This is a genomic window from Amycolatopsis sp. SB7-3, assembly GCF_041021335.1.
GTDB classification, from domain to species: domain Bacteria; phylum Actinomycetota; class Actinomycetes; order Mycobacteriales; family Pseudonocardiaceae; genus Amycolatopsis; species Amycolatopsis japonica.
This window is the reverse complement of record NZ_JBFPJQ010000002.1, coordinates 1,343,828-1,367,137: the sequence shown is the minus strand read 5'-3', so window position 1 is coordinate 1,367,137 and position 23,310 is coordinate 1,343,828. Positions and strand designations below refer to the sequence as shown.

The 23,310-nt window shown below is 68.6% G+C and carries 20 protein-coding genes; 16 read left to right on the top strand and 4 right to left on the bottom strand.

Going from position 1 to position 23,310, the window contains the following annotated elements:
- The first annotated feature begins 23 nt into the window (after positions 1-23).
- The 4 genes from AB8M46_RS24335 to AB8M46_RS24320 all read left to right on the top strand — a co-directional run bounded on the left by AB8M46_RS24335 (position 24) and on the right by AB8M46_RS24320 (position 6,572).
- Complete coding sequence (locus AB8M46_RS24335; RefSeq protein WP_394361695.1) at positions 24-842, top strand: tyrosine-type recombinase/integrase; 819 nt, start codon at positions 24-26, stop codon at positions 840-842.
- A gap of 127 nt (positions 843-969) precedes the next feature.
- Positions 970-3,249, top strand: coding sequence for a glycosyl hydrolase family 95 catalytic domain-containing protein (locus AB8M46_RS24330; protein ID WP_394361694.1), 2,280 nt, complete (start codon positions 970-972; stop codon positions 3,247-3,249).
- Positions 3,250-3,251: 2 nt separating this feature from the next.
- Complete coding sequence (locus tag AB8M46_RS24325; RefSeq protein WP_394361693.1) at positions 3,252-5,543, top strand: glycosyl hydrolase family 95 catalytic domain-containing protein; 2,292 nt, start codon at positions 3,252-3,254, stop codon at positions 5,541-5,543.
- A 60-nt stretch (positions 5,544-5,603) separates the two neighbouring features.
- Positions 5,604-6,572, top strand: coding sequence for a peptidylprolyl isomerase (locus AB8M46_RS24320; protein ID WP_037348201.1), 969 nt, complete (start codon positions 5,604-5,606; stop codon positions 6,570-6,572).
- Positions 6,573-6,615: 43 nt separating this feature from the next.
- On the opposite strand, the gene AB8M46_RS24315 is transcribed toward AB8M46_RS24320, so the two are convergent.
- A complete protein-coding gene (locus tag AB8M46_RS24315) occupies positions 6,616-7,236 on the bottom strand; it encodes a DUF3159 domain-containing protein (RefSeq protein WP_394361692.1) in 621 nt (206 codons plus the stop codon).
- Between the two features lie 116 nt (positions 7,237-7,352).
- On the opposite strand from AB8M46_RS24315, the gene AB8M46_RS24310 reads away from it, so the two are divergent.
- Entirely contained in the window at positions 7,353-7,961 is a 609-nt protein-coding gene (locus tag AB8M46_RS24310) for a TetR family transcriptional regulator (RefSeq protein WP_394361691.1), read from the top strand.
- A 43-nt stretch (positions 7,962-8,004) separates the two neighbouring features.
- Positions 8,005-8,718 (top strand): MerR family transcriptional regulator, encoded by a 714-nt coding sequence (locus AB8M46_RS24305; RefSeq protein WP_125736198.1) that lies wholly within the window; start codon positions 8,005-8,007, stop codon positions 8,716-8,718.
- Here AB8M46_RS24305 and AB8M46_RS24300 read toward each other — a convergent pair.
- On the bottom strand, positions 8,700-9,134 hold the full coding sequence (locus AB8M46_RS24300; protein ID WP_394361690.1) for a MarR family winged helix-turn-helix transcriptional regulator: 435 nt from the start codon (positions 9,132-9,134) through the stop codon (positions 8,700-8,702). The genes AB8M46_RS24305 and AB8M46_RS24300 overlap by 19 nt on opposite strands.
- A gap of 57 nt (positions 9,135-9,191) precedes the next feature.
- Here AB8M46_RS24300 and AB8M46_RS24295 point away from each other — a divergent pair, with 57 nt between their 5' ends.
- Genes AB8M46_RS24295 through AB8M46_RS24285 form a run of 3 tightly spaced genes read left to right on the top strand, consistent with a single transcriptional unit; the run spans position 9,192 to position 10,844 of the window.
- On the top strand, positions 9,192-9,698 hold the full coding sequence (locus AB8M46_RS24295) for a DUF6790 family protein (RefSeq protein ID WP_394361689.1): 507 nt from the start codon (positions 9,192-9,194) through the stop codon (positions 9,696-9,698).
- Between the two features lie 22 nt (positions 9,699-9,720).
- Complete coding sequence (locus AB8M46_RS24290; RefSeq protein ID WP_394361688.1) at positions 9,721-10,323, top strand: TMEM175 family protein; 603 nt, start codon at positions 9,721-9,723, stop codon at positions 10,321-10,323.
- Positions 10,324-10,343: 20 nt separating this feature from the next.
- Positions 10,344-10,844 carry an HIT family protein gene (locus AB8M46_RS24285; RefSeq protein WP_394361687.1) on the top strand — a complete coding sequence of 167 codons (501 nt, stop codon included), beginning with the start codon at positions 10,344-10,346 and terminating at the stop codon, positions 10,842-10,844.
- 180 nt (positions 10,845-11,024) lie between these two features.
- Here AB8M46_RS24285 and AB8M46_RS24280 read toward each other — a convergent pair whose 3' ends face one another.
- Both AB8M46_RS24280 and AB8M46_RS24275 read right to left on the bottom strand, forming a co-directional pair.
- Entirely contained in the window at positions 11,025-11,849 is an 825-nt protein-coding gene (locus tag AB8M46_RS24280) for an NAD(P)-dependent oxidoreductase (RefSeq protein WP_037348212.1), read from the bottom strand.
- A gap of 37 nt (positions 11,850-11,886) precedes the next feature.
- A complete protein-coding gene (locus AB8M46_RS24275; protein WP_037348214.1) occupies positions 11,887-12,693 on the bottom strand; it encodes an IclR family transcriptional regulator in 807 nt (268 codons plus the stop codon).
- A gap of 154 nt (positions 12,694-12,847) precedes the next feature.
- Here AB8M46_RS24275 and AB8M46_RS24270 point away from each other — a divergent pair, with 154 nt between their 5' ends.
- The 7 genes from AB8M46_RS24270 (at position 12,848) to AB8M46_RS24240 (ending at position 23,296) form a co-directional block, all read left to right on the top strand.
- Positions 12,848-14,359 carry a sodium:solute symporter family protein gene (locus tag AB8M46_RS24270; protein ID WP_037348217.1) on the top strand — a complete coding sequence of 504 codons (1,512 nt, stop codon included), beginning with the start codon at positions 12,848-12,850 and terminating at the stop codon, positions 14,357-14,359.
- A gap of 46 nt (positions 14,360-14,405) precedes the next feature.
- Positions 14,406-15,350 (top strand): 5-dehydro-4-deoxyglucarate dehydratase, encoded by a 945-nt coding sequence (locus AB8M46_RS24265; RefSeq protein WP_037348219.1) that lies wholly within the window; start codon positions 14,406-14,408, stop codon positions 15,348-15,350.
- Between the two features lie 2 nt (positions 15,351-15,352).
- Positions 15,353-16,609, top strand: a complete 1,257-nt coding sequence (locus AB8M46_RS24260; RefSeq protein ID WP_394361686.1) for a glucarate dehydratase family protein — start codon at positions 15,353-15,355, stop codon at positions 16,607-16,609.
- Positions 16,610-16,613: 4 nt separating this feature from the next.
- On the top strand, positions 16,614-17,759 hold the full coding sequence (locus tag AB8M46_RS24255; protein WP_378423901.1) for a hypothetical protein: 1,146 nt from the start codon (positions 16,614-16,616) through the stop codon (positions 17,757-17,759).
- Between the two features lie 13 nt (positions 17,760-17,772).
- Positions 17,773-19,233, top strand: coding sequence for an aldehyde dehydrogenase (NADP(+)) (locus AB8M46_RS24250; RefSeq protein ID WP_394361685.1), 1,461 nt, complete (start codon positions 17,773-17,775; stop codon positions 19,231-19,233).
- Between the two features lie 106 nt (positions 19,234-19,339).
- Positions 19,340-21,682, top strand: coding sequence for a polysaccharide lyase 8 family protein (locus AB8M46_RS24245; RefSeq protein ID WP_394361684.1), 2,343 nt, complete (start codon positions 19,340-19,342; stop codon positions 21,680-21,682).
- A gap of 465 nt (positions 21,683-22,147) precedes the next feature.
- Entirely contained in the window at positions 22,148-23,296 is a 1,149-nt protein-coding gene (locus AB8M46_RS24240) for an epoxide hydrolase family protein (RefSeq protein ID WP_394361683.1), read from the top strand.
- Positions 23,297-23,310: the final 14 nt, after the last annotated feature.

Sequence of the window (23,310 nt, the reverse complement as noted above, 5' to 3'; positions counted from 1 at the left end):
CCGCCGACCTCGGGGGGAGAAGTATGGGACGGAAGAGTCCGCAGGAGAAGAAGCGGCTGAGCTACGCCAAGGACCGTCGCAACGATTACGGTGCGAACGACAAGTCTTCGCGCAAGAACCTCCCGCGGCACAAACGCCGGGTGAACCAGGCGAACCGGCACCGCGATCACCAGATGCTGACCGCGGCCCGCGGACCGGTGGATCTCGAACATGCGGCGACCGCCGAGGAGGACCTGTCGAAGGTCCGGCCTCTGCAGTGGCGGAAGTGGCCCGACACCCCGCTGGGCGGGGTAGTGCGGGGAAAGCTGGACCGGATCGAGGTGCGCCGGTCGTTCGAGGCGGCAACGCTGTCCCCGCTGGCCGACGGCGAACTGGACGAGATGCTCGCCGCGGCGGCGCATCTTCTGTCGACCAAGGACGTGGCGGTCCTGCACTTCCTGGCGCGTACCGGTGTTCGGGTCACCGAACTGTCCGCGCTGGATCTGCGGGACGTGTCGGCCGGCTCGGTCATCGTGCGCGGCGGGCGACGGCGGACGATTCCGCTGCCACCCGAGCTCCGGCCGCCGCTCGACGCCTATCTTCGGGTCCGTGCCGAGCGGCCGGGTGCCGACGAGGCGACTGCGTATTTCCTCAACGCTTTCGGCTGCCGAGTGTCTCCAGGTTCGGTCAATGACGTCGTGGCGACATTCGGCGCCTTGATCGGCATGCCGGGGCTCTCCGCGCGAACGCTGCGCAAGACCTTCGCCGTCAACCTGCTCCGCGCCGGGGCCGACCTCGGCACCACCTCCGAGATGCTCGGTCACGCCTCGCCCGAGGCAACTCGTGCCTACCTTGCTCGCTGACCGATAGGTCGGATGTATCTGCCGCTTTCCGGGTGAGCGCTCTGGTCAAATCCTGCTCATCTCTGGAAACATGCCGGTCGCCAGGACTTGATCTGCGGTAAACGTAGTATGAATCTGGAGGCGACCCATGGCCGAGCTGTCCAGGCGATCGATGCTGAGGGTCGCGGCGGGGGCGGCGGCGCTCGGTGGCCTCTGGGCTCAGGGGGCGCCACCGGCGCTCGCCGGACAAGACGTCCACCGCCGGATCGTCGACGACGCGCGCATGGTCTGGAAACGGATGCCGACGGGCTGGCAAGAGGGCCCGTTCCTCGCCAACGGCTTCCTCGGCGTCCAGTTCTACGCGGGGGCGCAGCCGAACGTCCTCAAGGTGATGCTCGGCCATTCGCGTGTCCAGGACCAGCGCGGGCAATGGGAAGCGGGCATCGGGTACTCGCGGCTCCCGATCGGCTACCTCACCCTCACCTTCGAGGGCGCGATCACGGCGGTGGACTGGCACCTCGACCTGTACAACGCCGAACTCGGCGGCACGATCACCACCACCCGCGGCTCCGTGCGCTTCTCCGCGCTGGTCCACAACGACCAGGACCTCCTCCTCGTCTCGCTCACCGGAGAGGCGGCGGCGGACTGGGGGTTCACGCCGCTCACGTCGGCCACCACCCGGACGATCCGCAAACCGCCCGAGTACACGGCCAATCCCGATCCGAAGCTCGGCGGCGCGGGCGCCGTCCGGTACTGCGAGCAGCCACTGCACGCGGGCGGCGGGTACACGACGGCGTGGCGTGAGCGGACCATCGGCACGCGACGGCTCCTGGCGGCGACGGTCGCGTACGGGTTCCCCGAGCCGACGCACACGGCGGAAGCGATCACGAGGGTCGATCGGGCGTCGGCGGCGGACCCGGATCTGCTGGTCGCCGGGCACCGGCGCTGGTGGAACGCCTTCTACCGGCGCAGTTTCGTGTCCATTCCGGACAAGCGGATCCAGCGGTTCTACTGGATCCAGCTGTACAAGACCGCGTGCGCCACCCGCGCGAACGGTCCGGTGGTCGCCGAATGGGGGCCGTGGTTCCCGGAGGTCGGCAACAGCTGGACGGCGGTGTGGTGGAACCTGAACGTCCAGGTCACCTATCCGATCGTCAACAGCAGCAACCATCCCGAACTCGACGCCGTCACCGCGACCTTCCGCCGTGACCACGCCAACCTCGAACTCTCGGTGCCTCCCGCCTACCGGGACGGCGAAACGTACGCGCTTTCGCATCCGGGCGACTGGCGGCTGCGGCCCGGCGGCACCCGCGCGGTCGGGATCCCCGGGCCCGCCACCAAGAACGACCAGACCGGAAACCTGATCTGGGGCCTCCACAACGTCTGGCTCGCGTACCGGCACAGCATGGACCACCGGGTCCTGCGCGACGTCCTGTATCCGACGCTCGCCAAGGCGCTCAACTACTACCGGCATTTCCTCGCGACGGGCCCGGACGGGGCCCTGCACCTGCCGATGACGAGGTCGCCCGAGTACGCCGACGCGGCCGACTGCACCTACGACCTGTCGTTGATCCGCTGGGCCGCGCGTACGCTCGTCGAATCGGCGGCCAAGTTGCGGATCGACGATCCCCGGGTGCCGGCGTGGCGGGAGATCGGCGAGAAACTGGTTCCGTACCACCAGGATCCCGCTCAAGGCGTGCTGATCGGCGACGGCGTCCCGCTGGCCGAATCGCATCGGCACTTCTCGCATCTACTGTGGCTCTACCCGCTGCGCGAGAAACTCTGGGACCGTCCCGGCGACCGGGACATCATGCGCCGGACCTTCGCGCATTGGTCGAGCGCGCAAGAGAAATGGCACGGCTACAGCTTCGCGGCGGCGTCATCGATGAGTTCCGTGATGGACGAGCCCGAGGAAGCCTTGCGCTATCTGAAGATCTTCCTCGACGGAACCGTCGTCGCGAACACCCAGCTGACGCCGAACACGATGTACCGCGAAGGGGCGAACCTCGCGATCGAGAGCCCCATCACCGCCGCACAGTCCGTTGTGGACATGCTTCTGCAGGGTGATCACGGCGTGCTCAAGATCTTCCCGTCGGTCTCGTCGACGTGGCCGGACGCGTCCTTCGAAAGCCTGCGCGCGGAGGGGGCGTTCCTCGTGGACGCGTCGCGGCGGAACGGCGCGACCGAATGGGTCCGCGTCCACAGCGAGGCGGGGGAGCCGCTCGTCCTGCGGCACGGGATCCCCGGAGACATCGAGGTCCGCGACGCGCGCGGAAGGCGGCTTCCTTGGCGTCGAACGGGTCCTGGCACGATCTCGATTCCGCTCCGCCGTGGCGGGACGGCCGTCGTCTCGCGACGCGGCACGCGTCCGGAACCGGAACCGCGGGACGTGCCCGGTGACCGTGGAACTCCGGCTTGGGGGATCTGAGCATGGACATCACTCGCAGGACGGTGCTCGGCGGGGCGTTGGCGGGTGTGGCCGCGGCCGGCCTCACGCCGTCCGCGTCGGCGGTGGAGAACGACTTCGCGCTCGGCGGCCTCGACTGGCCCGGTTTCCTCGGCACGGCCGACCTGATCTGGCGCCGGATGCCGAAGACCTGGTACGAAGGCCCCTTCCTGGGCAACGGTTTCCTCGGGTCGGGCATCTACGCCGAACCCGGCCGGAACGCCGTCCGGTTCAACGTCCAGCACAGCGAGGTGCAGGACCACCGGCCGGAGTTCGGCTCCCTCTTCGGGCTCGCGCGGCTGCCGATCGGGTATTTCACCCTCGAACCGGTCGGCGCCATCACCGGGATCGACTGGCGGATGGACCTCTGGAACGCCGAACTCAGGGGCACGATCACCACGGCTGCGGGCCGCCTTTCGCTGCGCGCGATCGTCCACACCGGACAGTCACTGCTGGCCGTCGAGGTCGAACCGACCGAGGGGGAGCGCGGTTTCGCGTGGGTCTTCCATCCGGCCGAGGCGGTGAGCCCGCGAACGGATCCGAAGTTCGGCAAGCCGCCGCCCGCCGGGTATGTCGCCAACCCGCCCGCGAGTCTGGAGAGCAGCGGTGACAGCAGGCTTTCCGTGCAGAGCCTGCTGGCGGGCGGCGAGCATGTCACGGCGTGGCGAGAGGTCGCCCAAGGCTCGAAGCGGACGCTGTACACGTCCGTGGCCTGGTCGTTTCCGAAGCGGACCGCCGCACGGGAGGCGTTGAAGACGATCCGCCGGGCCGAGCCGTTCTCGGCGTTGGCGGCCGGACACCGCCGCTGGTGGCACGACTACTATCGGCACGGCTTCCTGTCCATTCCGGACACCCGGCTCCAGAGCTTCTACTGGATCCAGCTGTACAAGATCGCTTCCGCCGCGCGCCGGGAAGCTCCGGTGATGGCGACCTGCGGGCCGTGGCTGGAGCCGACCCCGTGGCCCGCGACGTGGTGGAACCTCAACGTCCAGCTCGAGTACTGGCTCATCCACGGGTCGAACCATCTCGAACTGGACGCCGTCGGCCACGCGCTCGGCAAGTACCGGGCGAACCTGACGAGCCAGGTCGCCGAGCCGTACCAGCACGATTCGGCGGGCATCCCGCGGACGACGGACATGAACCTGCTCAACGGCGCGGTCGGGACGAACGCGGGGTTCCCGGTCGGGATCCCGGGCAAGGAGACGCCGACGCCGGAGGTCGGGAACCTCACCTGGGCGCTGCACAACGTCTGGCTGTCCTACCGGCACACGATGGACCGGCGGCTGCTGCGGGAGACCCTGTTCCCGTTGCTGCGCAAGGCGATCAACTACTACCTCCATTTCCTGACGCCCGGCGCGGACGGGAAGCTGCACCTTCCGGCGACGTTCTCCCCGGAGTACGGCGTCAACGCGCCTGACTGCAACTACGACCTCGCACTGATCCGCTGGGGTTGCAAGACCCTGCTGGCGGCGTCGGCGGAACTGCGCGTCGACGATCCGCTCGCGCGACGGTGGCGGGAGGTCCTGGCCACGCTCGTTCCATATCCGGTCGATGCCAACGGCTACATGATCGGCGCGGGTGTGCCGTTCGCGAAGTCGCATCGGCACTATTCGCATCTGCTGCAGATCTACCCGTTGTACGAGATCACCTGGGAGCGACCGGAGCACCGGCGGATCATCGAGACCTCGCTCGATCACTGGGTGGGCTTCGAGGGGGCGTTGCAGGGCTACACGTTCACCGGCGCCGCGTCGATGTCGGCGCAAATGCTGCGCGGCGAGAAGGCGGAGTTCTACCTCGGCGAACTCCAGCGGCGCTACCTCCAGCCGAACACGATGTACAAGGAATCCGGTCCGGTGATCGAGACGCCGCTTTCGGCCGCGCAGTCGCTGCACGACATGCTCGTGCAGAGCTGGGGCGGCGTGATCCGGCTCTTCCCAACGGTGCCCGCGAAATGGGCGGACGCCGCGCTACGCGACTTCCGCACGGAGGGGGCGTTCCTGGTCAGCGCCTCGCGGCAGGGCGGGAAGACGCGGTGGGTCAAGATCACCAGCGAGGCCGGGGCGCCGTGCGTGCTGCGGGCGGATCTCGATGGCGAGCTGACCGCCCGTGACCGGTGGGGAAGGCCGAAACGCTGGCGACGGCTGCCGAACGGGGACGTCCGGATCGACCTGCGGCGCGGTGAAGAGGCCGTCGTGCACCGTGCGGGCGACCGGCCGGATTTCGAGATCCGGCCCGTCCCGGCGAACGGGGACGGCACACCGTGGGGGATGCCGTGACCTGCTGAACGGAGATACGCAAGAGTGTTCCCGTACTTCCTCCGGACGACAGGAGCACAGATGTCCCAGCCGCCGCAGCCGGGCGAGCCCGAAGGCCAGGCGCCCGACCCAGGCCCTCAGCCGGGGCAGCCGTACCCGCAGCAGCCTTATCCGCAGCAGCCGTACCAGCAACAAGGCTGGTACGGCGCGCCGCAGCAGCCGCCGCCGTCTTCGAACAAGACGGCGCTGTGGGTCGGGCTCGGGGTGCTGGGACTCGTCGTGGTGGTCGCCGTCGTGGCGATCCTCGGGTTCGTGGCGCCTGGGTTCTTCCTGTCGGACAAGAAGGGCGAGAGCGCGGTCGCGTCGTCCTCGTCGGCTCCGGCGTCCAGCACCCAGGACACGGCGACGCCGAGCCCAGTGGACATCCCGTCCGCCCGCACCGAACTGCCGAAACGCACGACGCCGCTCGCGGATCCGACGGAGTGCGCCTACCCGGCGGACACCTCCAAGGAGCCGGCGAAGAAGGTGAACCCGCCGGCGGCGGGGCCGACTCCGGCGTCCGGCACGTCGGCGGTCACGGTCAAAACGACCGCGGGTGACATCGGACTGACACTGGACCGAGGTCTAGCACCGTGCACCGTGGCGAACTTCCTTTCGCTGGCGCAACAGGGCTACTACGACGGCTCCTCGTGCCACCGGCTCGGCGTTTCGGGGCTGCAGATGCTCCAGTGCGGCGACCCGGAGGGCACCGGGATGGGCGGACCGGGTTACACGATCCCGGACGAGATCTTCCCCCAGCTCAAATACGGCCGCGGGCTCATCGCCATGGCGAAGACGCAGAACCCGGACTCGGGTGGCAGCCAGTTCTTCATGGTCTTCGGTGAAGCGCCGCTGCCGCCGGAGTACACGGTGTTCGGGAGCATCTCCGACGAGGGCCTCCAGACACTCGACAAGGTCGCGCGCGGTGGCGTGGACGCGGAGAAGGGTTCCGGAGACGGGACGGGCCCGCCCCGGATCGAGGTGAAGTTCCAGTCCATCACGGTGGGCTGAACCCGCGGTTGCCAGGAAAGGACCTTTCCTGGCAACCGTCGTCTCACGCGGCGGTTCGCGGTTCTTCGCGCAGGATCCGCCAGCACAGATAGAGGCAGACACCCGCCGCGGGCGCGCCACCCAGCAGGGTGGCGGCGATGCCGAGCGGGATCACCGTCCCCGCCAGGTACAGCGGCACCAGCGCCGCCGTGGCGATCGCGAACTTCGCCAGGAACACCGTCGTGCACAAGTAATAGCGTCGCCGCCGAGGCCGATCACGCCGCCAGGCGAGGCGCTCGCCCCGCAGCATGCCCAGTGCCAGCCCGATCACCGGCCAGCGCACCAGGATGGACACCAGGAACAGCGCGGTGGCACCCGCCTGCACGAAGACGGTGGTGAGATAGAAGTCGGCCGCTTGCCCGGTGTTCCCGGCCAGCATCGCCGACACACCGACCACGAGCACCCCGATCGCCGGCTGCCAGACCTTGCGGTCGGTGAACAACCGCACCGCGGCCAGCACGACCACGCCGCCGACCGTGATCAGCGCCGACGTCAGCACCTGCCCGGTCGCCAGGTACGCGACGAGGAACACCACCCGTGACGCGACACCTTCGGCGACCGTGCGCCAGCCGCCCACCGCACTGAACAGCGAGAGCGACTTCCGGGTCAGCATGTCGAGACTCATCCGCCCACCTTCGCGAAACCGTTGCGGCGGACCCCATTCTTCACCGCCTGATGAAGAACACGGTACCGGTAAACTTCACCGGGTGGTGAAGAAAACGGTGTTAGGCTTCGGCCGTCATGACGGCACACGAGAACAACCGCCGCTCCGGGCGCTGGCGGACCGGTGCGGAGAGCAAGCAGCGGATCCTGCGCGTCGCTCGTGAGCTGTTCCACGAGCACGGTTACGGCGGCACGACCGTGCGCATGATCGCCACCGCCGCCGAGGTCGACCCGGCGATGGTCTTTTACTTCTTCGGCACGAAACAAGGCTTGTTCAGCGCCGCGATCGAGATCTCCGGCGACGTCCCGCCCGCTGTCGAGGCCCTTTTCGACGGCGGCCTCGACGGCATCGGCGAGCGTCTCGTCCGGACGCTGGTGGAGAACCTCGACAAATCCGACCGCACGCCGCTGATGATGCTGACGCGGTCGGCTCCCACCGACTCTCGGGCCGAAGCGCTGCTGCGCGAGTTCATCGACCGGGAGATCACCGGCAGGCTTGCGGCGCTGCTCGACACACCGGACGCCGCGGTGCGGGCGGGCATGGTCAACGTGCAGATCCTGGGGCTCGCTGTCGCCCGGTACATCATGCGCATCGAGCCGATCGCGTCGTCGTCCGTCGACGAGCTGGTCGCCACGTTCGGCCCGCTCGTGCAGCACTGTCTGACGGGGCCCGCGCCGCGCGCGTGATCGCTCTTGTATCTCCCCCGAGGGGAGGTGCGAGGGTAGGCGAATGGACGATCCCCGGTACTCGATCGGCGAGCTCTCCCGGCGGACCGGGCTGACCGTCAAGACCATCCGCTTCTACTCCGACCGAGGCATCTTGGCCCCGTCCGGGCGCACCGCGTCCGGGCACCGCCGCTACGGCGTCGACGCGCTCGCGCGCCTGGAGCTCGTGCGTACCCTGCGCGAGCTGGGACTCGACCTGGCCACGATCCGGAAGGTCCTCGAAAGCGAAGCCGCTCTTCCCGACGTCGCCGAGGCGCACCTGCGGGCGCTGGAAGCGCAGATCCACGTGCTGCGCCTCCGCCACGCGGTGCTGAAAGCCGTGACCCGGCGCGGAACCACTCCCGAGGAGATCACTCTCATGCACGACCTCGCCAAGCTGACCGAGGAAGAGCGCCGCCGTCTGATCGACGACTTCCTCGACGCCGTCTTCGGCGGTCTCGAGCATCCCGGGTTCGCCGGGATCGCCCGCTCGATGACACCCGAACTACCCGAAAGTCCCGCGGTCGAACAGGTCGACGCCTGGGTGGAACTCGCCGGGCTGACGAGGGATCCGGATTTCCGGGCTCTCATGCGACGCCTCGCCGAAGGGTACGACGCCGCCCCGCGGCGAGATCTGCCCTGGCTGGACATCGCCGACGATCCCCGGCGGGAGCGGTATCTCGAGCTGCTCGCCGTGATCAACGGGTGGGCGGCTCCGGATCAGCGCCGCGTTCCCTGATCGGGGGAGAGGATCTCGGCCAGCCGAAGGGTGTCTTCGAGGTAGCGCTCGTAGGGGAAGCCCGCCGCGATGAGCCCGGCACGGAACTCGTCGTAAAGCGGTTTTCCGGCGGAGTGGAAGGCTTTCCGGCCGACCTCGGTGAGCCGGACGAGCCGTCGGCGCGCGTGCTCGGGGTCGACGGTGATCTGTACCAGGCCGTCCGCCTCGAGTGGTCGTAGCGCCCGGCTGATCGCCGGGTCGGACACCGAAAGCGCCTGCGCGAGCCGATGCTGCGTCGCCGGCTCGATCTCCTCGAGCGTGCCCAGAAGCCGTATCTGGCTGTAGGTCAAGCCGTCGGTGTCTTCGGTGCGCCGCCGGGCGTTCTCGCCTAGCAGCATGACCACGCGGTGCAACAGGTCTGCGAGTCCGTCATCCACGAGGATCACTATACCTGATTGTTGACGAGTTAATATTAACTAGGTAAGACTGAAGATATGGACAGCTTCTCTTACCTCGCCCAATCAGCCTTCCCACTGGTCTGGATGCTGGTACCGGCCGTCGGCGCGTTCTTGCGGGCCCGCCACGCCCCGACGGCCCGGGAACGGCTGGAGATCTGGCAGCGCTGGTGGGCGATCGGCGCTTTGGGCTTCGGCAGCCTGTGGATGACGGTCGCGTTCCTCGCGTTCCCGGACGTCATGGCCACCGCCATCGGCTTCGAGCGGACGCCCTTCCTGTTCGAGATCGCCTTCGCGAACCTCGGACTGGCCGTCATGGGATTCCGCGCCGCCTCGGCGTCCGCGCGCGAACGGGTCACCATCGGGCTCGGAGCCGGGATGTTCCTCTGGGGAGCCCTGGTCGGCCACGTCTACCAGTGGTTCGCCAACGGCGTCCACAGTCCCGGCAACACCGGCGGCGTCCTCGCCAACGACCTGCTCATCCCCGCCGTGATGATCATCCTGGCCGTGTGGTCCCGGAAGCTCCGCGCGGCGACCGTCGCCTGACGCAGAGGGAGATTTCCGCATCATGGCGACTCAAGCCCCTCCTGAGCGGCTCACCATGTTCATCGACGCGGTGATCGCGATCGCGCTCACCCTGCTGGCGCTGGAACTCCCCGTTCCGGCCGGCGACACCACCGAGGCGATGCTGAGTTCGGTGGCGGACCACGGCAAGGAGTATCTGGCGTTCGGCGTCAGCTTCGTGGTGATCGCCGCCCATTGGCGCGCCCACCACGAGATCTTCGGCCATGTCCGCTCGCTGAACAGCCGTCTGATCAGCCTCACGCTGGCCTGGCTGTTCATGCAGGTGCTGACGCCGTTCGCGACCCGGGTGATCACCGCGGACGGCGCCTTCCCGCCCCGGTTCAGCCTGTACGCGATCGTGCAGGTGCTGGCGTCCGCGTCGTTCGCGCTGATCATCCGGGAGATCCGGCGCGAACACCTCTACCGTCCGGACACGCCGCCGTGGGCGTTCCGGCAGAACCTGGTGCGGAGTGTGTGCCTGGCGGCGGTGTTCGGGGTTTCGGTTCCTGTTTCGTTCGTTACTTCGGGCACTTGGGCTTACTTGTGCTGGCTGGCGGCGCCGCTCGTGTTGGCGGTGGCCGGGCGGGTTCAGGGGCGTGCGCGGTGAGGTCGGGTAGGCATGGTGGCATGACCGACCGTGTTCCATGGCAGGCCGACGCCTATCTCGATCTCGCCCGCCGAGCCTGTTTCGTCTGCGAACTTCTCGACGGCAACCCCGATTACCCGCATCACATTGCCTACCGCGATGCCGACGCGGTGGTCTTCGCCAGCCGTTTCCCGTCCGTGCTCGGGCATTTTCTGGTCGCCCCGATCAAACATCTAGAGCACGCCGTCGGCGACTTCACCGCCGACGAGTACCTGGCCATCCAGCGTGTTGTGCACCTTGCGGGCAGCGCATTGAGTGGCTTGCTGACTGTCGAACGGCTCTACGTTTTGTCCTTGGGCAGCCAACAGGCCAACCGGCACGTCCACTGGCACCTCGCGCCCTTGCCGCCCGGCGTTCCGTACGAACGGCAGCAGGCCGCGGTGTTCGATCCCGCGCGTGGCTACTTGGACGTCCCCGATGACGAATCGGCCGATCTCGCGCGCCGGCTCGGTGAACGCATGATCGCCTGCTCGACGATGTAGGAATCGGGACGCTCAACGTCCCGAATCCTCCACACTCGACCGTGCTACGGAGACGACACGCGTGACTGGATGGACGACACGAGTGACTGGATGGACGACACGCGTGTCGCCGGGGCTGAAGGCTCCTTTCGCCGCATCAGACGCGGTGAAGGGAGCCTTCAGCCCATGCGCGACAGGACGTCAGAGCGGGTTGTGCGCCCCCAGCGGCGCGGTGCAGAACGGCCCACCGACGTACTCCGCCGCCACCCCGGTCGGCGCGGGCATGTCCGCCAGTTGCTCGGCGTAGGTCTCCGCGTTGTCGAGCGATTTGTAGCCCAGTTCCTCGGCTTCGGCGAGCGAGTAGATCCGGCGCGTGTTGTCGGAGACGCCCCAGATCAGCCGGTAGCCGGGGGAGGGGTAGCTCAGGCAGGCCTCGAACAGCCGGGCGCCGTCGTCGGGGGAGAGCCACGTCGTGAGTCCGCGCGGGCCGAGGACGAGCGGGCTTTCGAAGCAGGAGCCGATCCGGATGACGATCACATCCATGCCGAACCGCGAGTGGTACAGGCTGCCGAGCGCTTCGATGGCCGCCTTGCTGACGCCGTAGTAGGTGTCGGGGCGGGGCGTCGAGTCGGCGGGGAGGCCGTCGGGGCCTGCCTCGTCGTTGCGGCGGAAACCGACGGAATGGTTGCTGGAAGCCAAGATCACGCGCGGCACGCCGGCGGCACGCGCGGCTTCGAGGACGGTGTGGGTGCCGTTGATGTTCACGTCGAGCGTGGCTTCCCACGAGTTCTCGCGGCTGTGCCCGCCGAGGTGGATCACCGCGTCGACGCCGGCGCAGGCCTTCGCCATCGCTTCCGGGTCGGTCACCGAAGCGGTGATCAGCTCGACGTCCTCGCCGCCCGAGGCTTCGGGCTGCGCGGCCAGGTCGAGCAGGCGCAGCACCCGGCCGGAACGGCGCAGCCGCGGCCGCATCAGGGTGCCGACGATACCCGCCGAGCCGGTGATCAGGACGCGCTGGTCTGCCATGGAAACCCCTTGTCAGTGAAGGAAAGGACGAATCAGGTCAGCGGATGCCGGCGCGGCGCAGTTGCTGGCCGAGTTCCGCGGTGATTTCGGCGAGGAGTTCGCCGACGCGCTGGGCGTCGGCGTCGGTGACTTCGGTGACCGGCATGGAGCAACTGATCGCGTCGGTGCCGGGGATGCGGTACGGGATCACGGCCGCGACGCAGCGGACGCCGAGGCTGCCTTCCTCGATTTCCGAGGCATAGCCGCGTTCGCGGGTCTTCGCGCATTCGGCGTGCAGCGCGTCCGCCGTGGTGATGGTGTTCGGGGTGAGCGCCGACAGCTCTCCGGTCAGGAGGCCGTCGATCTCGTCGTGCGTCAGTTCGGCCAGCAACGCCTTCCCCAGCGCGGTCGCGTGGGTGGGCAGCGTGCGGCCGACGCGGGACACGAGATGCGTCGAGTGCCGGGACTCGCGCGTCTCCAGGTACACGACGTCAGTGCCCTCGCGGCGCGCGAAATGCGCCGTGTAGCCGGTCTTCTCCCGGATCCGCTCCAGTGCTTCGGTCGCGTACGGGACGACCGGGTCGCGGTCCAGATAAGCCGTGCCGCAGATCAGCGCGCGGACGCCGAGGCGGTAGCGGGCGGTGTTGGTGTCCACTTCCAGCCAGCCGGCTTCGAGCAGGGTGCGGAGCAGGCCGTGCAGGCTCGACCTGGGGAAACCGGTCCGCGCGTGGAGATCGGACAGCGAAAGCCACACGTCGTTCGCGGCGAAGGTCTCGATGAGGTCGATCGCGCGCCTGGCGGACTTCACCCCCGCGGGTTCAGGCGCGCCGTTCGCCACCGTGACAGCGGCTTCCTGCTGCGGCATCCGCGCTCCTCCATCCGGCCGTTGACTTGTGACTCCGGCCATATTAGCGTCCCGAACAGCGTTCTTATGGATGAACATAATCACTATAACAGACTCCGTTCATGGATGTGAACAGGTCGGGCTGGGCCTTCGTGAACGCGGAAAGGAGTCAGCGGTGCATTTACTGGACTGGATCATGGTGTCCGCGTACTTCGTCCTGATGGTGGTGATCGGCTTGTGGTCGCACAGCCGGGTCAACACGGTCAGTGACTTCTTCACGGCCGGCGGCAAGATGCCGTGGTGGCTGGCCGGCATCTCCCACCACATGTCCGGCTACAGCGCCGTGCTCTTCGTCGCGTACGCGGGCGTCGCGTACACGGACGGCATCACCGTCTACTTCTGGGGCATGGCCAGTATCGGCATCGGTGTCGGCATCGGCAGCTGGCTGTTCGCCTCGCGGTGGAACCGCCTGCGGTCGAAGCTCGGTGTCGCCTCGCCGCTCGAGTACCTGGCGAAGCGCTTCAACGTGCCCACTCAGCAGGCGCTCGCCTGGAGCGGCAGCCTCCTGAAGATCTTCGACATCGCGGCCAAGTGGTTCGCCGTCGCGACGATCCTCAACGTCTTCGCAGGCGTGCCCTACACCTGGGGCATCATCATCACCGGCACGATCACGCTGATCTACTGCACCGTCGGCGGTCTCTGGGCCGACGCGCTCACCGACTTCGGCCAGTTCGTCATCCAGGCCATCGCGGCGATCGTGATGCTGTGGGTCGTGCTGGACAAGCTCGGCGGCGTTTCCGGGCTGTGGACCGTGTGGGGGGACCTCCCGCCCGCCCACCTGAACCCGACCACTTCGAAGTTCACCACCATCGTGTTGCTCGTCTACGTGCTGGTGAAGACGCTGGAGTACAACGGCGGTATGTGGAACCTGGCGCAGCGCTACATGGCCGCGCCGAACACCTACGAGGCCCGTCGCGGCGCGCGGCTCTCCTCGATCCTGTACCTGGTGTGGCCGCTGGTGATGATGTTCCCGATGTTCGCCGCCCCGCTGCTGATCCCGAACATCTCGAACCCCAACAACGCCTACGCGATCATGACCACGACGTTCCTCCCGCCGGGTCTGGTCGGGCTGGTGCTGGCCGGGATCTTCTCGCACACCATGGCGATGGTCTCCTCGGACGCCAACGCGATCTCCGCGGTCATCACCCGCGACATGATGCCGGTGCTGTGGAAGAAGGCCCGCAACTTCACCGAATCGCAGGGGCTGCTCGCCGCGCGGATCTCGACGGTGATCTTCGTCGTGCTCACCATGGCGGTGGCCACGCAGGCCGAGAAACTCGGCGGTGTGCTCGGTATCGTGGTGCTGTGGGTCGCGGCCCTGATGGGCCCGATCTCGGTGCCGCTGCTGCTCGGCATGCTCCCCGCGTTCCGCCGCTCCGGCTCCCGCGCGGCCCTGATCTCGTGGGCGGGCGGTCTCATCGCCTACGCGATCGCTTACTACGGCTACAACGCCACCCTCGCGGTCACCGTGTCCACCCCGATCCTGGTCTCGCTGGCGCTGTTCATCGGGCTCGGCTACCTCATGCCCGAGCGCAAGGCCTCCACCGACGAGATCATCGACACGATCGACCGCGACGACGACGTCCTACCCCGCAAGTCGCAGGACGGCACCACCGTGCCCGCCTGACCGGGCCCGTACCCGGGACCATCCACAAAGAACGAAAGAGAAATCCATGGCACAGCCCAAGATCGAACTCGACGGCCTACTGGCGTTCCCCTTGACCCCCTTCACCGAGGGGCTGGAACTCAACCTCGACGCGTTCGCGGAAACCGTCGAGAGCCACGTGGCCGCCGGAGCCGGTGCGCTGTTCGTCGCCTGCGGTACGGGCGAATTCAGCTCGCTGTCCCCGGACGAGCACGCAGCGATCCTGCGTAAGGCTCGTGAGGTCGTGGCCGGGCGTGTGCCCGTCTGGGTCGGCGCCGGCGGCGGTGCGGCCTCGGCCCGTGCCGGGATCGCGGCGGCGGAGGCGGGCGGCGCGGACGGCGTCCTCCTCCTGCCGCCGTACCTGGTCACCGGCCCGCCGTCCGGGCTGGTCGACCACGTCCGGTACGCCGTCGGGGATTCCTCGATCCCGGTGATCGTGTACCACCGTTCCACCGGCGTGTTCACCCCGGGCTCGGCGGTGGAACTGCTCGACATCCCGTCGGTGGTGGGCATCAAGGACGGCTTCGGCGACGTCGAACTCATGAGCCGGATCATCACCACGATCCGCTCCGTCGGCACCGACCGGGCCAAGGATTTCCTATTCTTCAACGGTCTTCCGACGGCGGAGGTCTCCGCGCGCGCCTACGCCGCGATCGGCGTGGCGCGGTACTCCTCGGCCGTGCACTGCTTCGCGCCCGAGATCGCGGCCCGGTTCCACCGCGCGCTCGCGGAGAACGACGACGCCGTCATGGAGGCGCTGCTCGCCGGCTTCTACCTCCCGCTGGTCGCGTTGCGGGACGAGGGGCAGGGCTTCGCCGTGTCGCTGGTCAAGGCCGCCGCACGGCTGCGCGGGGACAAGGTCGGCTCGGTGCGCCCGCCGCTGGTCGAGCCCACCGCGGACCAGATCACCCGGCTGGAGAAGATCGTCGACGACGGATTCTCCGTCCTCAAGTCCGTCGAGGCCGGTGCCTGAAGATGAAGGTTCTCGACGTCGTCCTGACCCCGGTCGCCTTCGCCGACCCTCCGCTGCTCAACGCGATGGGCGTGCACGAGCCGTTCGCGCTGCGCGGGGTCGTCCAGCTGATCTGTGAGGACGGGGTGGTCGGCCTGGGCGAGTCCTACGGTGACCTCGCATTCCTCGAACAGGTCCGGAAGGTGCTGCCGGAGCTCAAGGGACACGACGTGTTCGACCTGCCCGGTCTCCGCCGGAAGGTCGCGACCACGCTGGGCGAGGTCGTCTTCGCCGACGCGCACGGGCTCACCGGCGGTTTCTCCGTCAGCAAGACCGTGGCCAGCGTGTACTCGCTGTTCGAGGTGGCCGCGCTCGACGCGCAGGGCCACTACCTCGGCAGGCCGGTCGTGGACCTGCTCGGCGGCAAGGCGCGCGACGCCGTCGACTTCTCCGCCTACCTGTTCTACAAGTTCGGCGCCCACATCGGCGCCGAGGAGGACTCCTGGGGCGAGGTGACCACGCCGGACGCGCTCGTCGGCGAGGCACGCCGCATGGTGGAGGAGTACGGCTTCGGCTCCATCAAGCTCAAGGGCGGCGCCTTCGACCCCGACCAGGAGATGGACGGGATCCGCGCGCTCGCGGACGCCTTCCCGGACCACCCGCTCCGCATCGACCCGAACGCGGCGTGGACCGTCGAGACGGGGATCCGGGTCGCCGAAGAACTCGACGGCGTCCTGGAGTATCTCGAAGACCCGACACCGGGTATCGAGGGCATGGCGCGCGTCGCGGAGAAGGCGAACATGCCGCTGGCCACGAACATGTGCGTCGTGCGGTTCGCGGACATCGAGCCCGCGTTCCGGCAGCGAGCGGTCGGGGTCATACTTTCGGACCATCATTACTGGGGTGGTCTGCGGGACACCCAGGCCCTCTCCACCACGGCGGAATGCTTCGACGTGGGCCTTTCCATGCATTCGAACAGTCATCTCGGGATCAGTCTGGCCGCTATGGTGCACGTGGCCGCGGCGACGCCGCACCTGACCTACGCCTGCGACACCCACTGGCCGTGGAAGACGGCCGACGTCATCGCCCCGGGTGCGCTGGAGTTCGTCGACGGTGCGGTCGCGGTGCCCGACAAGCCGGGGCTGGGGGTCGAACTCGACCCCGACGCGCTGGCACGGGCCCATGAAGACTATGTCCGAAGTGGACAGACCAAACGGGATGACGTGACCTATATGCGGAAGTTCGTGGGAAGCTTCGAACCGAACACGGCACGGTGGTGACGAGGTGAAGGTCACCGGATACGCCTACCCCTGGGACGTCGTCGACGATCCCGGCTTCGTCGAGCGCGTACGGGAACTCGGCGTCGACGAGGTCGCCGTCGCCGTGTCGTACCACAGCGCCCGTGCGGCGACGCCCTGGTCGCCCGAGCGCACCTCGGTCGTCGCGCGCCACGCGGCGCTGTACCGGCCGGTGCGCGACGAGGCGTGGGGTGAGCTGAAGCCCGCCGAGCCGGACTGGGTGGAAAGCCGCGACAGCGCGGGCGACGCCGTCCGGGCGCTGAACGAGGCGGGCATCCCGGCCGCGGCGTGGCTCGTGCTGACGCACAACTCCCAGCTGGGCACGGAATTCCCGGATTTCACCGTGCGCAACTGTTTCGGCGAGCGGTATCCGTGGGCGCTGTGTCCCGGCGTACCCGCGGTCCGCGAGTACGCGGCCAACGTGACGGCGGAGAGCCTCGCCGGGCTCGACTTCGCCACGGTCATCCTCGAAGCCTGCGGTCCGCTCGGCGCCGTGCACCAGCACCAGCACGAGAAGACCGACGGTGTCTGGTCACCGGCGGTGGCGCGGCTGCTGTCGATCTGCTGCTGCGACGACTGTCTCGACGCCTGGGCCGCGGCCGGTCAGGATCCGGCGAAGGCGTTGGGCAAGCTGCGGGCCGAGGTCCGGCGCCTGATCGACAGCGGTGACCTGCGTGCCACCGAGGACAAGATCCTGCCGACGCTGCGGCAGGTCCTGCTCGACACGCGCCAGAACGCGACCGACGCCCTCCGGCGCGCGGTGCTCGAGAAGATCCCGTCCGGGCCCCGGATCGTGCTGCACGGCGCGATGGACCCGTGGGTCACCGGCGCGCTTCCGGGGCTGACGCCGTCGGCCCCGGACGACGTCGACGCGGTGGTGCTGCAGAACTGGGCACCCGGTCACCCCAGCGTGAACGCGGTCGCGGCGGCACGGGCGAAACTGCCGGAAAAGGTCGCCGTCGGCAGCTACATCACCGCGGTGGCGGCGAGCCCGGTGCCCGACATCGAGGCCTACACCACCGAACTCGGCAAGGCAGGCGCCACCGAGCTGCACCTGTACCACCTCGGCCTCGCCGGCCCGGGGCGCTGGGCGGATCTCATCGCCGCCGTCAGCGCCGCGCAAGAACTCTAGGAGACGCAAGAAAATGAGCCAGGCAACGGATCCCGCCACGCTCGAACAGATCCTCGCGGCCGCCGCCGATGCGGCAGGCACGACGGCGGCCGCGACCCCAGCCCAGCGCGCCGGATGGCTGAACGCGGCCGCGGACGCCCTCGACGCGGCGGCCGAAGAGCTGATCGCGCTGGCCAACCAGGAGACGCACCTCCCGGCCTCCCCGCGGCTGCAGGGCGAGCTGAAGCGTACGACGTTCCAGCTTCGCCTGTTCGGCGAGGTGCTGGCGGACGGCGAGTTCCTCGGTGCCACCGTGGACCACGCGGACGCCGCGTGGCCGATGGGGCCGCGGCCGGACATCCGCCGTCTGCTCACCCCGATCGGGCCGGTGCTGGTGTTCGCTGCCAGCAACTTCCCGTTCGCGTTCAGCGTCGCGGGCGGCGACACCGCGTCGGCGCTGGCCGCGGGCTGCCCGGTCGTGCTCAAGGCGCACTCCGGGCACCCGGAGCTGTCCGCCCGCACCGGCGAGGTCCTGCGCGACGCGCTGGTCGGGGCCGGTGCGCCGGAAGGCATCTTCGCGGTCATCTACGGCCAGCAGAACGGCGTCACGGCGCTGAAGGACCCGCGGATCCAGGCGGCGTCGTTCACCGGTTCCGTGCCGGGCGGGCGCGCGCTGTTCGACATCGCGACCTCGCGGCCGTCGCCGATCCCGTTCTACGGCGAACTCGGCAGCGTCAACCCGGTCGTCGTCACCCAGGGCGCGATCGACGCGCGCGGTGAGGCGATCGCCAAGGGTTACGCGGGTTCGTTCACCCTCGGTGCCGGGCAGTTCTGCACCAAGCCCGGCCTGCTGTTCCTGCCCGAGGGTCATGGCCTCGAGGACACGCTGCGCGAGGCGGTCGCGGCTATCCCGGCGCAGCCGATGCTCAACGAGCGTATCGCGGCGGGCTTCGCCGACGGACTGGCGAAGCTCAGCGACGTCGACGGCGTCGAGGTGCTGTCGGAATCCGGTGGCGCGGAAGGGATCTCGCACGGCGCGACATTGCTCGCCACCACCGCCAAGGCGTTCCTAGCCGACGCCGACACGGTTCGCGAGGAGTGCTTCGGACCGGCGTCGCTGATCGTCACCTACACCGACCAGGCCGAGCTGATCAGCCTGCTGGGGGTGATGGAACCGGGGCTCACCGCGACCATCCAGGGTGAAGAGTCCGATGTGGACTGGATCCGCCCGGTCCTCCCGTCGCTGACCAGGGTCGCTGGCCGTCTGCTGTGGAACGACTGGCCGACCGGCGTCACCGTCACCTGGGCACAGGAACACGGTGGTCCCTACCCGGCGACCACCGCGCCGACCAGTACCTCGGTCGGCACCGCCGCGATCGAGCGGTTCCTGCGACCGATCGCCTGGCAGGGCTTCCCCGACGCGCTGCTGCCGGAACCGTTGCAGGAGAACAACCCGTGGGACCTGCCCCGCAGGACCGACGGGAAGCGCCAGTAAACCTCGTGAGTGGCAAGGACGGCTAGAACCGTCCTTGCCACTCACGAGCCGCAGCACCCGCCGCCGCCCTTGATCGCCGTCTTACGACCCTTTGGGAGGCACTGTCATGCCCGGATTCGGTAACTTCGACAGGAGGACGGCCTTGCGGGGAGGCGCGGCAGCGGCCGCTTCGGTGGCGCTCACCTCGGCACTCGCGGGCACTTCGTCCGCGCAGCCCGTCGCTTCGGGCTCGTCGTCCATCGTGACCGGCTATCGCGAACTGCAGACCGGTATCAACCGGCCGTCGGCGGAACGCACGGCCGCGCTGGCGAACCTCGACAGGGTCGCGAAGGCCTACCACGACAGCATGACGGTCGGCGACGGTCCACTGTGGAAAGACCTCCCGCTCGGCCCCGGCAGCGACTTCACGACATCGATGTACGCACGGCTCCGCGCGATCGTGGTCAACTGGGGCACTCCCGGCGGCGCGCTCGCGGGTGACCCCGCCGTGCTCGCCCGGATCAAGGGCGCGCTGGAACTGTTGTACACCAGCGATCAGTACAGCGAGAAGACCGCCGAGATCGGCAACTGGTACACCTACGAGATCGGCATCCCGCTCTACCTGCTGCACATCCTCGCCACGGTCGCCGACGAGCTCACCCAGGACGAGCTCGCCAAGTATCTGAAGCCGGTGCTGAAGTTCTCCGGCGACCCGAACCGCCGCACCAACAACCCGAGTGTCGTCGAAACCGGCGCCAACCGCGCGGACAAGTCGACGATCTCCATCGTCTCCGGCGCGATGCTGGGCGACGCCGAGCGGATCAAGCGCGGTGTCGGCGCGTTCACCGATGTCGAAGGCGGGGGAGCGGCGAGTGTCATCGCCAAGCTCCACCGCTCCGGCGGCGACGGTTTCCACACCGACGGTTCGTTCCTGCAACACGATTCGGTGCCTTATCCCGGGCACTACGGGATCATCCTGCTCACCGCGGTCGCGTCCGCCATCCACGTCACCAAGGGCACGGAGTTCGAACTGCCCGCCGACGTCCGCGACGCGGCGTACGCGCTGGTCGCCGACACGTTCGCGCCATTCGTGTACGCGGGGGCGCTGATGGAGTCGGTCCGCGGCCGGTTCCTTTCCCGGCAAGGGGAATCCGCGCACGACATCGGGCACCAGCTCACCGGCGCGGTGGTCCTGCTGGCCCGGTCGGCGAGCGGGAAGCGCAAGGAGGAGCTCGGCGGTCTCACCGCGAAGTGGATCACCGAGGACACCTTCGCGCCGTATCTCAAGATCCCCGACCCCGAGCGGTTCGCGCCGGGGCCGGACCTCGTCGGCATCCCCGGCATCGAGTTCGCGCAGGAGCTGCTGGCGACCAAGGTGCGGGCGACGCCGACGGTCGCGACGCATCGCGTGTTCGGCCAGCAGGACCGGATGGTGCACATCACCGAAGGCTGGTCGGCCTCGCTCGGCGTCGCCTCGACGCGGATCTCGCGGTACGAGTCGATCAACTCGATGAACCTGCACGGCTGGTACGTCGGTGACGGCTCGCTGTACCTGTTCCTGCCCAAGGCGAAGGGGCACTTCACCGACGCCTACTGGCCGACGGTCGATCCGCAGCTGCTGCCGGGTACGACCACCAAGAGCGGTCCGACCCCCAAACTGGAGTCGGTGCCGCTGACCGGCAAGGACCACTGTGGTGGTGTCCGCTGGGACGCGCGGCACGGCGCGCACGCCCTCGACTTCGTCTCGCAGGACGGCACGCTGACCGCGAAGAAGTCGTGGTTCTACACGCCATCGGGTGTGGTGTGCCTCGGTGCCGGGATCACCGACACCTCCGGCGAGCGGATCCGGACCACGATCGAGAACCGCAACCTCGGCGAGAACGGCACCGGTGTCCTGCTGGCCGACGGGCACCTCGTCGGGGGCTCGGAGTCTTTGCGGCGCAAGCGATGGCTGCATCTCGAACGGGTCGGCGGCTACGTCCTGCTCGACGACGCCGAGGTCACCGCGCTGCGCGAGGACCGGACGGGGACCTGGCGCGACATCGACAAGGGCGCCAACACCAAGGGCACCACGGTGCCGTACACGCGGCGCTACCAGAAGCTGGTCATCGAGCACGGCGAGAAGCCCTCGAACGCGACCTACGCGTACGCCGTCCTGCCGACCGCCTCTGTGGTGCAGACGATCGCTTCGGCCTGGTCGTGGCGCGTGCGGTCCAACACCGCGACCGTGCAGGCGGTCCGGCTGTGGGACGCGACCCTGCTGGCGAACTTCTTCGCCGCCGGCTCGGTCGACGAGGTGTCGGTGTCCGGTCCGGCGTCGGTGGCGCTCGGCCGGACCGGGAACGGTTGGCAGCTGGCGGTTTCGGATCCGACGCAGCGGCAGGAAGTCGTGCGCGTGACCGTGCGGCGGAAGACCTTCGAGGTGCCGGTGAAAGACACCTTCGGCGCCACACAGACCGTCCGCATTTAGCCGACTAAATGCGTGGAGACGGACGGATGCGGATGCGTTTAGTCGACTAAATGCGAGGAGTCGGCCGGTCCGTGAAGGCCTCCTTGAGGGACTCTGGGTCCCTCAAGGAGGCCTTCACGGACGAATGCGGCGATCGCCACGGTGGGCCAAAGACAGTGTTGCGAAGGGGACTTTCGTCGCATCGGATGCAGGGAAAGCTCCCTTCGCCCCTCCGCGATCGCCAGGGGTTGGGTCGCGAAAGCCACTTTCGGGACACCAGATGTCGCGAAAGTGGCTTTCGCGACAAGTCTTGACGAGGAGCACGCCAGGGACGGCGGCGGCCTCGTCGTGAAGGGCCCCTTCGCTACTTTCAGGGTAGGGAAGGAGGCCTTCACGGACGGACGCGAACATGCTTGCGTTTAGTCGACTAAATGCGAAGGGAGATTTAGGTCAGGATCTGGCCTGTATGGCCCTTACGGTCACCTCATGACCGACATCGAGCAGTTCCGCATCGACATCCCGCAGTCCGATCTGGACGACCTGACCGACCGGCTGGCCCGCACCCGCTGGCCGTCGGCGCTGCCCGGTGCCGAGTGGAGCCGGGGCGTCCCGGTCGCGTACCTCAAGGATCTGGCCGAATACTGGCGAGACGGCTACGACTGGCGCGCGTGGGAGAAGCAGCTCAACGAATTCCCGCAGTACGTCACCGAGATCGACGGCCAGCGCGTGCACTTCCTGCACGTCCGGTCGCCGGAACCGGACGCGATCCCGCTGATCATGACGCACAGCTGGCCCAATTCGATCGCCGAGTTCCTGAACGTGATCGGCCCGCTCGCCGACCCGCGAGCCCACGGTCTCGACCCCTCGCGCGCCTTCCACGTCGTCGCGCCGTCCTTGCCGGGCTTCGGTTTCTCGCCGTTCCCGGAGCCGGCCGACGAACGTCCGTGGGACATCGCGCGGGTGGCGCGGACCTGGGCCGAGCTGATGAGCCGCCTCGGTTACGAACGTTATGGCGCCCACGGGAACGACGCCGGCGCGCTGGTGACGCCCTGTCTCGCGGCCCACGCGCGCGAGCACGTCATCGGCTCGCACATCACGTCCGGGCTCGGTGTGCCGATGGGCGATCCGGCCGATTTCGAGGGGCTCACCGAACGGGAACAGGCCGAGCTGGCAGGCCTGATGGAGCGTTTCGCCGGCGGCAGCGGATACGCGCCGTACCTGACGAACAGGCCGCAGACGCTGAGTTTCGGCTTCCTCGATTCGCCGGTCGCGCAGCTGGCGTACCTGGTGGAACGGTTCAAGGAGTTCGACGGCTGGCCCGGCGGCGCGGCGCCCGCCGAGCCGATCGACCGCGACCTGCTCCTCACCAACGCGACGCTGTACTGGCTGACCGGGACCGGCGGCACCTCGCTGTGGCCGTACTACGAGGGGCAGGCCGCGATGCCGATGGACCAGACGGTGGTGCCGACCGGCGTCTCCCACGGCGGGCCGTCCGCGTTGCGCACGATCGCCTCCCGCAAGAACGACGTCGTGCGCTGGGCCGATCACGACAGCCCCAGCCACATGGTCGCGATGGCCGTGCCGGGCGACGTGGTGGCCGAACTCCGCGAATTCTTCGGAAATCTCCGGAAGTGATGTCGAGCGGTGGT

Excerpts from the sequence above, each read along its gene's own strand:
- AB8M46_RS24320 (WP_037348201.1), top strand. The coding sequence starts at position 5,604 with ATGTCCCAGCCGCCGCAGCCGGGCGAGCCCGAAGGCCAGGCGCCCGAC.
- AB8M46_RS24260 (WP_394361686.1), top strand. The coding sequence starts at position 15,353 with ATGAAGGTTCTCGACGTCGTCCTGACCCCGGTCGCCTTCGCCGACCCT.
- AB8M46_RS24245 (WP_394361684.1), top strand. The coding sequence starts at position 19,340 with ATGCCCGGATTCGGTAACTTCGACAGGAGGACGGCCTTGCGGGGAGGC.
- AB8M46_RS24285 (WP_394361687.1), top strand. The coding sequence starts at position 10,344 with ATGACCGACCGTGTTCCATGGCAGGCCGACGCCTATCTCGATCTCGCC.
- AB8M46_RS24305 (WP_125736198.1), top strand. The coding sequence starts at position 8,005 with ATGGACGATCCCCGGTACTCGATCGGCGAGCTCTCCCGGCGGACCGGG.
- AB8M46_RS24325 (WP_394361693.1), top strand. The coding sequence starts at position 3,252 with ATGGACATCACTCGCAGGACGGTGCTCGGCGGGGCGTTGGCGGGTGTG.
- AB8M46_RS24295 (WP_394361689.1), top strand. The coding sequence starts at position 9,192 with ATGGACAGCTTCTCTTACCTCGCCCAATCAGCCTTCCCACTGGTCTGG.
- AB8M46_RS24265 (WP_037348219.1), top strand. The coding sequence starts at position 14,406 with ATGGCACAGCCCAAGATCGAACTCGACGGCCTACTGGCGTTCCCCTTG.
- AB8M46_RS24335 (WP_394361695.1), top strand. The coding sequence starts at position 24 with ATGGGACGGAAGAGTCCGCAGGAGAAGAAGCGGCTGAGCTACGCCAAG.
- AB8M46_RS24240 (WP_394361683.1), top strand. The coding sequence starts at position 22,148 with ATGACCGACATCGAGCAGTTCCGCATCGACATCCCGCAGTCCGATCTG.
- AB8M46_RS24280 (WP_037348212.1), bottom strand. The coding sequence starts at position 11,849 with ATGGCAGACCAGCGCGTCCTGATCACCGGCTCGGCGGGTATCGTCGGC.
- AB8M46_RS24250 (WP_394361685.1), top strand. The coding sequence starts at position 17,773 with ATGAGCCAGGCAACGGATCCCGCCACGCTCGAACAGATCCTCGCGGCC.
- AB8M46_RS24330 (WP_394361694.1), top strand. The coding sequence starts at position 970 with ATGGCCGAGCTGTCCAGGCGATCGATGCTGAGGGTCGCGGCGGGGGCG.
- AB8M46_RS24290 (WP_394361688.1), top strand. The coding sequence starts at position 9,721 with ATGGCGACTCAAGCCCCTCCTGAGCGGCTCACCATGTTCATCGACGCG.
- AB8M46_RS24310 (WP_394361691.1), top strand. The coding sequence starts at position 7,353 with ATGACGGCACACGAGAACAACCGCCGCTCCGGGCGCTGGCGGACCGGT.
- AB8M46_RS24315 (WP_394361692.1), bottom strand. The coding sequence starts at position 7,236 with ATGAGTCTCGACATGCTGACCCGGAAGTCGCTCTCGCTGTTCAGTGCG.
- AB8M46_RS24275 (WP_037348214.1), bottom strand. The coding sequence starts at position 12,693 with ATGCCGCAGCAGGAAGCCGCTGTCACGGTGGCGAACGGCGCGCCTGAA.